This is a genomic window from Serratia sp. HNCC26DJ244, from assembly GCF_057180565.1.
Genome location: NZ_JBXUGO010000012.1, coordinates 40145 through 52750 on the forward strand (window position 1 = coordinate 40145; position 12606 = coordinate 52750).

Annotated in this window: 12 protein-coding genes; 6 read left to right on the plus strand and 6 right to left on the minus strand. The window is 47.8% G+C overall.

What is annotated here, in order from left to right; all coding sequences use genetic code 11:
• Nucleotides 1–28 precede the first annotated feature (28 nt).
• The 4 genes from pqiA (at nucleotide 29) to rmf (ending at nucleotide 3892) form a co-directional block, all read left to right on the plus strand.
• The gene (gene pqiA, locus AC2A06_RS11320) at nucleotides 29–1267 is read left to right on the plus strand and encodes a membrane integrity-associated transporter subunit PqiA (RefSeq protein ID WP_484380383.1); all 1239 of its coding nucleotides are present in this window, start codon (nucleotides 29–31) and stop codon (nucleotides 1265–1267) included.
• Nucleotides 1260–2906 (plus strand): intermembrane transport protein PqiB, encoded by a 1647-nt coding sequence (gene pqiB / locus AC2A06_RS11325; protein WP_484380322.1) that lies wholly within the window; start codon nucleotides 1260–1262, stop codon nucleotides 2904–2906. Before pqiA ends, pqiB begins: the two co-directional genes overlap by 8 nt.
• Nucleotides 2903–3460: a membrane integrity-associated transporter subunit PqiC gene (gene pqiC / locus AC2A06_RS11330; protein WP_484380323.1), complete on the plus strand. Its 558-nt coding sequence runs from the start codon at nucleotides 2903–2905 to the stop codon at nucleotides 3458–3460. The genes pqiB and pqiC overlap by 4 nt, the downstream gene beginning before the upstream one ends.
• A 264-nt stretch (nucleotides 3461–3724) precedes the next feature.
• The gene (rmf, locus tag AC2A06_RS11335; RefSeq protein ID WP_023490473.1) at nucleotides 3725–3892 is read left to right on the plus strand and encodes a ribosome modulation factor; all 168 of its coding nucleotides are present in this window, start codon (nucleotides 3725–3727) and stop codon (nucleotides 3890–3892) included.
• A gap of 50 nt (nucleotides 3893–3942) precedes the next feature.
• Here rmf and fabA read toward each other — a convergent pair whose 3' ends face one another.
• Both fabA and AC2A06_RS11345 read right to left on the minus strand, forming a co-directional pair.
• Nucleotides 3943–4461 carry a bifunctional 3-hydroxydecanoyl-ACP dehydratase/trans-2-decenoyl-ACP isomerase gene (gene fabA / locus AC2A06_RS11340; RefSeq protein WP_023490472.1) on the minus strand — a complete coding sequence of 173 codons (519 nt, stop codon included), beginning with the start codon at nucleotides 4459–4461 and terminating at the stop codon, nucleotides 3943–3945.
• Between the two features lie 68 nt (nucleotides 4462–4529).
• A complete protein-coding gene (locus AC2A06_RS11345; protein WP_484380384.1) occupies nucleotides 4530–6278 on the minus strand; it encodes an AAA family ATPase in 1749 nt (582 codons plus the stop codon).
• Nucleotides 6279–6489: 211 nt separating this feature from the next.
• On the opposite strand from AC2A06_RS11345, the gene matP reads away from it, so the two are divergent.
• Nucleotides 6490–6948, plus strand: coding sequence for a macrodomain Ter protein MatP (matP, locus tag AC2A06_RS11350; RefSeq protein ID WP_484380324.1), 459 nt, complete (start codon nucleotides 6490–6492; stop codon nucleotides 6946–6948).
• Between the two features lie 80 nt (nucleotides 6949–7028).
• On the opposite strand, the gene ompA is transcribed toward matP, so the two are convergent.
• Nucleotides 7029–8102 (minus strand): porin OmpA, encoded by a 1074-nt coding sequence (gene ompA / locus AC2A06_RS11355; protein ID WP_484380325.1) that lies wholly within the window; start codon nucleotides 8100–8102, stop codon nucleotides 7029–7031.
• 354 nt (nucleotides 8103–8456) lie between these two features.
• The gene (gene sulA, locus AC2A06_RS11360) at nucleotides 8457–8963 is read right to left on the minus strand and encodes an SOS-induced cell division inhibitor SulA (RefSeq protein ID WP_473197480.1); all 507 of its coding nucleotides are present in this window, start codon (nucleotides 8961–8963) and stop codon (nucleotides 8457–8459) included.
• Nucleotides 8964–9247: 284 nt separating this feature from the next.
• Here sulA and AC2A06_RS11365 point away from each other — a divergent pair, with 284 nt between their 5' ends.
• Nucleotides 9248–9910: a TfoX/Sxy family protein gene (locus tag AC2A06_RS11365; protein WP_484380326.1), complete on the plus strand. Its 663-nt coding sequence runs from the start codon at nucleotides 9248–9250 to the stop codon at nucleotides 9908–9910.
• On the opposite strand, the gene yccS is transcribed toward AC2A06_RS11365, so the two are convergent.
• Nucleotides 9907–12042: a YccS family putative transporter gene (gene yccS / locus AC2A06_RS11370; protein WP_484380327.1), complete on the minus strand. Its 2136-nt coding sequence runs from the start codon at nucleotides 12040–12042 to the stop codon at nucleotides 9907–9909. The genes AC2A06_RS11365 and yccS overlap by 4 nt on opposite strands.
• Before the next feature lie 27 nt (nucleotides 12043–12069).
• Complete coding sequence (locus AC2A06_RS11375) at nucleotides 12070–12522, minus strand: YccF domain-containing protein (protein ID WP_484380328.1); 453 nt, start codon at nucleotides 12520–12522, stop codon at nucleotides 12070–12072.
• Nucleotides 12523–12606 lie beyond the last annotated feature (84 nt).

Sequence of the window (12606 nt, forward strand, 5' to 3'; positions counted from 1 at the left end):
GCATCGCCCGCAGTCAGCAGATAGTCTGATGTTGTGCCCGCAATGCGATATGTTAGTGGCGATGCCGCCTTTAGCCTTTGGCTTAAAGGCAGTTTGCCCCCGTTGTAAAACAACACTGAGTACTCGCTGGGCTGAACCACGTAAACAACCGGTTGGCTATGCTATCAGTGCATTGTTTATGCTGTTACTGGCCAATATATTCCCGTTTATTAATATGCGCGTTGCGGGCATAGTCAGCGAGATAAAACTGCTGCAGATCCCCCAAGTGATGGTGGCGGAAAATTACACCAGTCTGGCGACGCTGTTTTTAGTGTTGGTGCAACTGGTTCCGACATTTTGCATGTTGGCGATTATTTTGTTGTGTACCCGAGCGCCGTTACCACTGAAACTGAAAGTATGGATGGCCAAGATCCTGTTCCAGTTTAAAACCTGGTGCATGGTGGAAATTTTTCTGGCAGGTGTGCTGGTCAGTTTTGTCAAACTGATGGCCTATGGTGATATTGGTATTGGCACCAGTTTTATTCCCTATAGCCTGTTTTGTCTGCTACAGGTGCGAGCTTTTCAGTGTATTGACCGGCGCTGGCTGTGGCAAGATATCGCCCCAGCACCCCAATTGGCTCTACCGTTACAGGTTGGCCGCACGGGTTTACGCCAAGGAGTGCGCTCTTGCTCCTGCTGTACAGCCATTTTGCCGGCAGACCAAACAAGATGCCCCCGTTGTTATAGCGTGGGGTATGCACGCCGTCGCCATAGCTTGCAATGGACCTGGTCGTTATTGGTGACCGCGATAATGTTATATATTCCGTCCATGCTAATGCCCATTATGATCACCGAAGCCTTGGGCAATAAAATGCCCTCTACGGTGATGGCCGGGGTGATCCTGCTATGGGGAGAAGGCTCTTATCCGGTGGCGATGGTGATTTTTATTGCCAGCGTGATGGTGCCTTCGCTCAAAATGCTGGCGATTGGTTGGTTATGCTTGGATGCCAATGTTAAAGGTAAGAGTAGAGCGGATAGTGAGCGTATGCACTTAATCTATGAAGTTGTCGAATTTGTTGGCCGCTGGTCGATGATCGATGTCTTTGTTATCGCTGTGCTTTCAGCGTTGGTACGTATGGGGCAACTGATGAGTATTTACCCAGATATTGGTGCACTGTTATTCGCCATGGTGGTTATCTTCAGTATGTTCGCAGCGATGACGTTTGATCCCCGTCTGACTTGGGATCGTGCAAGTGAAATAGTCAACAAGGAGTCACAAGGTGACTGAAAGTAATCATAGCGTCGCGGAAATCGAAAAGATCAAACGCTGGTCGCCGGTATGGATTGTTCCCATTGTTACCGCATTGATTGGTGCGTGGATCCTGTTTTACCACTTCAGCCATCAGGGGCCGGAAGTCACTTTGATTACCACCTCAGCGGAAGGTTTGGAAGCGGGGAAAACCAAGATCAAGAGCCGTAGTGTTGATGTGGGAACGGTAGAAAGTGTCTCGCTAAGCGATGATCTGAGCAAAGTGGTGATACAGGCTCGCCTCAATGATGATATGGAAAAACTGTTGCACGACGACACTGCTTTTTGGGTGGTGAAACCGCAGATTGGTCGTGATGGGATATCGGGATTGGGTACTTTGCTCTCCGGTGCCTATATCGAATTGCAACCTGGTAGCAAAGGCAAGGAGGGGCAAAACCATTTTCAACTGTTGGATGCTCCACCGTTGGCTCCCCCCGATGCCAAAGGGTTGCGTATCGTGCTTGATAGTACGCGAGCGGGTCAGTTGACGGCGGGCGATCCGGTGTTGTTCCGCGGGTATCGTGTCGGTTCGGTAGAAACCAGTTATTTCGATCCCAAGTTACGCTCTATGCGTTATCAACTCTTTATTGCTGCCCCTTATGACCAATTGGTCACCAGCAATGTGCGCTTCTGGAAGGACAGTGGCATTGCTTTTGATATGTCAGCCCAGGGAATGCGCATGGAAATGGGCTCACTGGCGACGCTATTTAGTGGTGGTGTCAGTTTTGATGTACCGGAAGGCTGGGAACGAGGAGAACAGGTTAAAGAGATGGTGGATTTTGCGCTATTCGACAATCAGCGCAGTATTCAAGATTCTCTGTATACCATCCACCAGGATTATCTGGTGTTCTTCTCTGAATCGGTGCGTGGTTTACAGCCGGGCGCGCCGGTAGAGTTCCGTGGTATTCGCCTGGGTACGGTGGGGCAAGTACCGTTCTACAAAGAGGGAATGCAGCAGCGTCTTGATAGTGATTTCCGTATTCCAGTGCTGATTCATATTGAGCCTGAACGCTTGAAACAGCAGTTAGGAAATAACTTCAATATTGCGCAGTATCTCAAGGATACGGAGTCTCAAGGTCTGCGCGCATCGCTGAAATCCGCTAACCTGTTAACGGGTTCGCTGTTTATCGACCTAGACTTCTACCCGCAAGAGAAGCCGTGGAAAGGGCCGCATGAGCTCTTTGGTTATCCGGTGTTACCAACAACCAATGGTGGTTTGGCCCAAATCCAACAGAAACTGGTGCAGATGTTGGATAAGATCAACGCGTTGCCGCTCAATCCAATGATCAATGAAGCCACTAAAACGTTGTCCGAAAGCCAGAAAACCATGCGTGAAGTGCAGAAAACTATCCAGTCGCTTAATGACATCATCGGCAGTAAAGAGATGAAGGCATTGCCTGCAGATATGCAGAAAACGTTGCAGGAACTGAGTCGCAGTATGAAAGGGTTCCAACCTGGTTCGCCGGCTTACAACAAGATGGTGTCAGATATGCAACGGCTGGATCAGGTGTTGCGTGAGTTGCAACCTGTGCTTCGCACTTTGAACGACAAGAGTAATGCCCTGGTATTTGAAGCCGCGGGCAGTGATGACCCTCAGCCGAAGAAGGCCAATAAATGATGAAATGGATTACGTTCGCCCTGGTATTGTTATTGAGTGGCTGTAGCAGTATGCCAACTAAAACCTACTATCAGTTACCGGCGTTAGGTACGCCGGTGCCGGTGAGTAACACGCTACCATCGCGCCAACTCTGGATTGAGCATGTTAGTGTGGCGGATTTTCTGGCCCAAAATGGGGTGGTATATCAGACTAACGATGTGCAACTTGTGATGGGGCAGAATAACTTGTGGGCCAGTCCGTTGGATCAGCAGTTACAGCAGACACTACTGAGCAATTTGGGTGGAGCATTGCCGGGGTGGGTGGTTTCATCACAACCGATGAACAGTGAGCAGGCGGTGCTTAATGTCACTATTAACGGTTTTCATGGCCGCTATGATGGCAGGGCAATTGTTCGCGGTGAATGGGTGCTAAGTTATCAAGGTAAGTTGATTAAGCAGCCATTCAATCTGGAATTGAAGCAAAGTGAGGATGGCTATGATGCGTTGGTCCGTACCTTGGCTCAAGGCTGGTTGCAGGAAGCTCAAGAGATCGCCACGCAGGTTACGCGTCTCTAATTTCCTTTGTCACAAAGTGTTTTAACGCAGACCCGGTAAGCATACCATGCTTTTCCGGGTTTTTTGTTTTATATCATGACATTACAACCATATTAGACTTATCAGCCACTTAGCAAATTCTTCGTGCATAGCTCACAAATATGACATCGCTGTTAAATTTGCACATTGACCTTCCAGCAAAATAGCGCTATTTCTTAAATGTGACTGTATTTTATACAGGCATGTGTTTTCTTTCCAGCAGTGTAAAAATGAGGGAAACGAGGCATGAAAAGACAGAAAAGAGATCGTCTGGAGCGGGCTCAATCGAGAGGTTATCAAGCAGGTATTGTCGGGCGCTCAAGGGAGCATTGCCCCTATCAATCTTTAGACGCTCGGGCTAATTGGCTGGGAGGGTGGCGACAAGCTATGGAAGACAGGGCTGTGACCGCTTAAGCGGCTCTCTGTAAGAAAGAACAACCTCCGCCTTAGGCGGAGGTTTCTGTTTAGAAAGCTTCAGTATCTTTAAACAAGCCCACTTTCAAGTCGTTAGCTGTATAGATCACCTTGCCATCAACCAGCACTTCACCATCCGCTACACCCATAATCAATTTACGGGTGATAACGCGTTTGAAGTTGATGCGATAGGTGACTTTCTTGGCGGTTGGCAGGATTTGACCAGCAAATTTCACTTCACCTACGCCTAATGCACGGCCTTTACCTTTACCACCGAGCCAACCCAGATAGAAGCCTACCAGTTGCCACATGGCATCCAGACCCAAGCAGCCAGGCATTACTGGATCACCAATAAAGTGGCAGCCAAAGAACCACAAGTCAGGATTAATATCCAGTTCAGCTTCAACATAACCTTTGTTATGACTACCGCCGTCCTCGGTCATTTTAATTACGCGGTCCATCATCAACATATTACCTGCTGGCAACGGCGGACCACCCGCACCGAACAACTCACCACGACCTGATGCTTCAAGGTCTTCTTTTGTATAGGACTCGCGTTTATCTACCATGTTCTCAGTCAGCCTTATATTAATGAAGGATGCAGATTAGCTTACACGTGTACGCTGAACAACTCCGATCAGCCGTGGTTAAACCAGTTAAGCCAACGTAACGGCCATGGCCATTGACGTCGTTCATGTGAATTCACCTGTGCAATGCGCTCTTGGATAGCCGCCAGTAAACTCGGTTGCTGCTCATCGCTATAGGGATATCCTGTTAATAAGTGTAGCGCTTGACCTGCATTGTCGACCGCCCATAAATGAAATTGTTCATTACGCACCGCTTCGATAACGTCTGCTCGTAGACAAAGATGACGCACGTTGCATATGGGCAAAATGACGCCTTGTTGTCCCGTCAGGCCTCGGCGCAGACAGACTTCGAAGAAACCTTCGATCTTCTCATTGATACCACCAATGGGCTGCACATTGCCAAATTGATCCACAGAGCCGGTTACTGCAATCTGTTGTGTCAGAGGTTGCTGTGACAGGGCGCTGATCAGCGCACAAAGCTCAGCTAACGATGCGCTGTCACCATCAACTTCACCATAAGATTGTTCAAAAACGATTGACGCTGAAAAGGGGAGTGGTTGATCCAGTGCCAGCTCAGAAACCAGAAAAGCCTGCATGATCATCATGCCTTTAGCATGCAGATTGCCCCCTAGTTCGGCTTTACGTTCAACGTCGGTAAACTCACCATCGCCCAAGTGGACAACACAACTGATGCGTGATGGTTCACCCATACTCCGAGGATGCCCTGGATAATCCAGTACCGACAGGCCATTGATCTGACCGATGACCTCACCTTCAGTATCGATAATGATTTGACCCAGTTCAATATCGTCATGCATTCGCTCGGCAAGATAGCTTTCACGCCACTCTCGGGCATTCTGTGCTACTTCCAACGTGTTAGCCGTGATCTGCTGTTCCTGAGTGTAGAGTTTCGCTTCAGAAAGCAACTGACTAATCCATAATGGGGAGAGGGGTAAATTACCCTGATCACCAGAATAGCGAACCGCTTGAACCATTAGTGGGTACCAGGCATCAGCAGCCAACGGAGGTAACTGTTGGTCGGCAATAATACTATTGATGTAACCACACCATTGCGCCATATCATCGGGTTCGGTAAGTTGCAGATCGTCTTCATACTCACCGTAGACAGCCTGTTCACATAACTCGGGTTCCATATCGTCAAAATCAGCCAGACTATGGCGATCACCGACGATAATCAGGCGTAACGCCAATGGCATGGGGGGGATATAAATCGGTAATGGCCGGGTTTCATCCGCAGCAAACCACTGAAATTGGCGCTGAATGATCATCTGTTTTAGACGTAGCCACATTAGCGGTTGTGCTAACAAAGCCCGTGCTGACAGGATCAACACCCCACCGTTAGCCTGGTGAATTAAACCTGGCTGTAAGCTGATTTCACCGTTATAAATTCTGACACAACCAAACAACTGTTCAGGCTCAATCCATTGCTGAAAAATGCAGTCGCCATGGGCGGCAAAAGGTTCATCATCATTAACTGCAGTTTCAATGTTGGCTTTACCTCCTGCAATCACATAGCGGCTGCCTTTAATCATATGCGGAGGTTGCAGCTGTTTTGTTACTTTGGCGATTAGCGCAAGATGCTCATGGGTTTCTTGCGCTTTTAACAGCATAAAACATGGCTGAGATTGAGGGTGCAGAAATAGAGCCAGCGAATTTTCCAGACGAGGCTGGATAGCAGCAAAGGCGACAGGGGCCAATTGAGCAGCTGAGTCAAAGATAGCCTGGTAAGGCGCAGCACTAGGCAACAGAGATTGCCATTCAAGTCGGTTAATGGTCAAAGTGTTAGATGTAATCGTCAAATAATAAGTGAATAAGGGATTATACAAGAATATGTCAGCTTGATACATGCTCAGTCATGGCTGAGTGTGAGGAATTTGATATTGCGAGGTGACTGTCTAAAAAAACGGCTAAAAAGAGTTTATTGGCCGGGGAAAAGTGCTATAAAACTGTTATGCTTACTAAAGTTACACGGTCACAGAAGAGTTCACCATGAAATATCAGCAATTGGAAAATCTGGAGAGCGGTTGGAAATGGAAATATCTGGTGAAAAAGCACCGTGAAGGTGAATTGATCACGCGCTACCTTGAAATCAGCGCTGCTCAACAAGCCATTGCTGAATTGCTGAAACTGGAAAATGAACCTGTAAAAGTACTGGCATGGATTAATGAGCATATGAATCTGGCGTTAACTAACCGGATGCAGCAAACTATTCGTGCTCGGCGTAAGCGCCATTTTAATTCAGAACATCAGCATACACGTAAAAAGTCTATTGATCTGGAGTTTCTGGTCTGGCAGCGGTTGGCCGCTCTGGCGCAGCGCCGAGAGCTTACTTTGTCTGAAACCATTGTTCAATTGATTGAAGATGCTGAACACAAAGATAAATATGCTAGCCACATGTCACTATTGAAACAAGATTTAAAAGCGATCTTGGGTAAGGATAACGGCTAAGTCGGTTAGAAATGAAAAATCTGAATTAAAATCAGAAAAAAAAACCCTGCAGAGCAGGGTTTTTTATCAGAAGTTGACACTTAGCCCTGAGGCTGAGCTACCACTTCTTTAATGCCTTTCACTTCGATCTCTACACGACGATCTGGAGCCAGGCAAGCGATTTGTGCTGGGGTAGCACGGCCAGAACGGTAGCCACACTTGTCACCAGTAATTGGGTTAGCTTCACCCATACCACGTGCAGTGATCTTGTCTGCTGGGATACCTTTAGAGATCAGGTAGCTGACAACACTCTGGGCACGGTTCTCAGACAGACGCAGGTTAGATTCAGCAGAACCTACTACGTCAGTGAAGCCGACAACAACAACAGAACCATCTTTTGGATCCAGTGAGCTCAGCTGGCTGTACAGTTGATCCAGAGCTTGTTGACCTTCTGGTTTCAGCGTTGATTTACCGAAAGCAAACAGAACGTCAGAAGTCAGAGTGAACTTCTTGGTTTCAACGGTAGGAGCTGGAGTTGGTGCTGGAGCAACAACTGGAGCCACTGTATCCTGACCAAAACGGTAAGCTACGCCAACACTCAGCTGACCATTGTCTGGACGTGCACCAACGGTTTGTGCATCACCGATGTTGCTGGTCCATTGATAATCCAGACGAGTAGCCCAGTTCTGATTCAGAGCATACTCAAAGCCGATGGCTGCCAGTGGAGAAACACCGGTATCATCACCAGATACGCGCTCATTGATATTACCACCGAAGTAAGCGGTGGAGTCTACACGCCAAACCATACCACCCAGACGGGTATAGATATCCAGATCGTTCATGATCGGATAGCTCAGTTTAGTGGTCAGTTGAACGCCTTGGGCTTTTAACGCACCGTTGTTCACATTGCCTTTATAAGCCATGCGACCAAGCCAGTCGTAACCCATTTCAAAACCCATATACTGGTTAGCTTGGTAGCCGAAAAACGCACCAGCACCCAGTTGAGAATCGCGAGTAGGGCCGTTACCTATAGCCCCATCAACGAAACCAGTGTCGTGGTACTGGGACCAACCCAGTTTAGCACCGGTGTACCAGGTGTTATCTTTTGGTGCGGCTTGCGCTACGGTAGCGAAACCAGCCAGTGCCACTGCTAATGCGATAGCTGTCTTTTTCATTTTTTACGCCTCGTTATCATCCAAATAGGCAATGAGCTTAACGCTATGTTATGCCTTTGGTTTAAAATTCCTGCGCCAAGATTCTAGCACTCATTTGTTATTTTACCAGTATTACTGGCGTTGTATAACAATCTTAGCAGAGTAAAGTTTACAACTTGGCGCGAAAGTTACAAGCGTGATGTGCTGATGCTCTAAAAAATATTGGATTAGACACATTTCTTAACACATTCAAGGAAGAATAGGGCTTATTTTGTCGAATTACTTATTGCAAAAGTGCATCTGATCACATTTTGCACACCAATTCCCTGGGTAATTATTCCCAGGGAGAGAATGCAAGAAAAGTCTTAAAATGACTTAATGGTATAAAGGCGAGTGAATTTTTAGAGTGGAATGGTGCCGGTGGGGGGAATTAGTATCGCGTTGTGGGCGCATAATAAACCCGTAACTATTCCCCAATTCTGCTGCCCGGCTTAATTTTATACGGTCTTGTTCAGTTAATTCAGGCAACCAACCTAGAACGACACTGTAATTTCCAGTCAGTAACGCTTTCTCCATGGCATCAACAGTGGCGAGTGGCGAAATCTGACTCAGTTGTACCACCTTACTGACCGGTAACTCAGCCTGCTGAAGCCAGGATTTACTGAGCTTTTGCTGTGGGGTGAGCCACAATAACCAACGTGATTGCTGACCTAGCTGCTGCAGCAACGGCACCAGTAACTGGGTGACAACGGATTGCTGCTCACTGTAGACCAGCTCACTGATAAGGCCATTTTTTTTGTCATCCTTGGCGTTTGCAACAGTTTGACCTGCAGGCAAAGGGACTTGGCTGAAGTGGCTTTGATTAAGTGATTGAGTACGCATTGTATATTCCCCTGCACCATTACTGTGTTTATATACAGTATAGATGTAAACACAGAAGATCAACACAAATTTTCGTAACGCATCGCATAATTGAGATCATTCCACGCACTACTGCATTTTATGATTGGCACCTGTCGTGATAATGCGTATTTTCTTTAATTAGTTGTTCCGGTTACGTTTATTTCAACAGTGAATGTGATATCCGGGTCATTCAACTCGCCGCAGATGCCTCTGTCGAGTGAATGGGACTGGGTAATATTGCTTACTTATTAAAGGAGGACTTAATGAATGGAAGATCCGCAAAAAGAATAGTACAGGCAAAAATCTGCTTTGCTGCCTTGGGGAAAATTACGACACGTTCGCAATTTGGTGGTTACGGATTACTTGCTGATGGCACGATGTTTGCGGTTATTGCAGAAGGGGAGTTGTACTTGCGTGCGACAGAAACGCTGGAGCCGGCTTTCCGTGCACGTGGAATGGTGAACATGACGTATTTAAAACGCGGAGCACCGATGACGATGCGTTATTATCGAGTCGATGACAGGTTATGGGCTGATTGCCGCGAACTGTTGATCCTGGCCAGCCAGGCATTACATGAGTCTCGTAAAGAGATAAAAGTAAAAAGACGGAGTAAAGGGCGGTTAAAAGATTTGCCGAATATTGATGCGGCAATGGAACGCTTACTTTGGCAAGTGGGCATACAAAGTAGCTATGACTTACGCTTGCTGGGCGCAAAGCGGACTTACTTACAATTGCAACAACGGCATAAAAACCTGGGGGTGAAAGTGCTACTGGCACTGGCTGGCGCGATGTCTGGATACCATCATGCTGCTTTGCCCAACGTACAGCGTGCAACATTAACCACCTGGTTCGAGGAAACTGCGGCGGCTTCCTGTCTTGAAGCGCAATGGGGTAGAAGAGCCTATATTCAAGCGGTTAATAATTAATTCTCTTTGCCGATTTGTGCGCTGAGCCGTGTTAATTCAGGCAGCAACTCAAGAACCAAACCAATTTGTTGCAACACCAAGTGTTCCTTGCTCTCTGGTGCGGTAACCAGCATTTCAATACGCCCAGAGAGGTTTTTTAATGCTTGTGTCAGACGCGGGTGGTCTTGTTCCGTATGGTGTAATGCACTATCGACATAACAGACGGCATCATTGAGCAAATCAAGTACAGTACTATTATCAAGGCGATCGCGATGTGCGCCCAAGGCAGAAATATAACTCAGCAGCGTGTGGTTTAAGCACAAGAGGCGGAATGCGGCTTCCTGAATATCTTTGTCTGTTTTCGGGGCGGCTGACATGTTGGATACCACTGAAGCCAGCTCTGCATCACTATTATGGGCATCCCGGCGGGCAATGCGATAGGGCAAGCTATTATCTCTGCCTTGATAGTATTGCACCAAAATAGCATCCAGATAACGGCAATCGCTGTTCAGTGTGTTACGAACGATGGACGATAATTGACGGAACTTCCAGTCAGGCCAGATAAAGCTCACTGCTGCCCAGGCGATGGCGCAGCCCAGCAACGTATCATAGACCCGTGGGGCCATGACCTCGAATCCTTCTCCCAGCAGATTAAAACAGAGCAAGACTAACAGGGTGATAAACATCGTGGCGTGGGCATATTGTACGGTGCGGAATGCGAAGAACAGAACGCCAGAGATGACAATCAACATCATTTGCCCTTCAAGGGAAGGAACAAAATAGAGGATCGGCAAGCTGAGCAAAATACCAGCAAGTGTACCGACGATGCGTAACGCTAGACGCCTACGGGTGGCATTGTAGTTGGGTTGGCAAACGAATAAGCAAGTCAGCAGGATCCAGTAACCGTGCTGCATACCGGTAATTTGAATCAATGCGTAACCCACACATAAAACCAAGGACATACGCACGGCATGGCGAAAAAGGGCGGATTGTGGTGTCAGGTGGCGGCTGATACGCAAGCGAATATCACTCCATCCGGTAATTTGCTCATCCGATAGCGTATCTTCTTCTGTTGGTCGGCGGAGCTGGCTCTGTTCTGATTCTATATTGGCCAATTGTGCGTCGATAGCGCGCAAATTCTTCAGCAGGTGCGAAAGCGCCTGAAGTAAGTCACTGTTTTCTGGTGTCACGGTAACCCGGAGCAAGGCTTCTTCTATACGGTTAAACGTCGGTTCAAAACGCGGATTATGCAGGTACTTTTGCTTCAACAGTATTGATTGCGCCAATTGCTGGCATGCGCGGGCCTGCATGGTCAATAGACGTTGAAAGCGGAACAGAATATCGCTGTGGCGGAATTGTTCACTCAGCGCCTGATAATGTACGTGGGAAGAACTGGCACGTTCATGAATATCTTGCGCCACAAAATAATAGTGCAGCGTTCGGCGGGTACCTCGCTGACCTCGGTCACCCTTCAGCCGGGTAAGTAGCGACGTTTTGGTCTGGTTAAGCATCGCCACCAGCGTGCTGTTGGCCATGGCAACCTCTAACCAAGGGCGTTCGTCACGGTATTCGCCATCGGGATCAAACAGGTTGGCTTTGGCATCTAAATAGTTCGCCAACTGTTGATAACAGCGGGCCAGGTTTTCCTGTAATGGTTTGATGGGAAAAAGTAAATGCCCCAGCAGAGCCAGCACGTTATACCCGATGGCACCGATAAGCAGCAGAACAGGTTGCTGATACCAGGTGTCATACATTGATGTGCCGAGCATGGTATAGATAGAAATTAACAACGCACCAAAGGCGATGGTGGCATAACGTTGCCCCAAGGCACCCAGCAGAATAAAAGCACAGGTTGAGGTGATTAACCCCAGAGCGAACCACCAGGGATAAGGGAAGAGTAATTCGATTGATGCTGAAGCAAGAAAAAAGCACAACAGCGTAATCAACAGATTACGCAGCCGCCCTGCCAGCCGATCATCCAGGTCCGTTAACGCGGCAGCGACCACCCCCAAAGTGAGAGGAATGGTCAGCTTCGGGCTGCCCAACCACCAAGGAACGGCGGAAGCACCTGCCAACGCAATAAAAATGCGCAGATTATAAAGCAGGTTGCTGTTATAGATATAACGGCGAATTGCCAGTGCTAAAGCGAGCACAATAAGCTCCTGAACGGCGAGCGATAATTAGCGCTGATGATACTGACGGCGGGCATTTTCTGAACGTACGACTTGTGCCATCTCAACAGAAACCACACGACGACCTACCGGCCAAAGCGCGATGGCAGCAATCTTGAAATTAGTGATCCCAATAGGAATGCCAATAATGGTCAAGCACTGCGTGATACCCGCCGCAATGTGTAACAAACAGAGCCACCAGCCGAACAGGACAAACCAGACAATATTTAATAACGTCCCCCCTGAGGCCAGCAGAATGTTACGTTTTTCTGGGTATAACTCATCAACACTGATCACCTCGTTGCCAAACGGCAAGAAGGAAATTTTGGTGATCTCCCAACAAGAGCGGGTCAATGGCAGGGTAAAGATCAGAATAATGGTGCAAAAGGTGGCAATGAGCCAACCTAGCGTGGTGAAGACACCACCCAAGACAAAGTTAAGAATATTCAATACAGTACGCATAATCGTCATTTTCCTCTAATGATGGTGCGATAAAAATGCGGAAATACCTGCTGCCAGCCAGATTCCAGGGGGCCTGATGCTCTT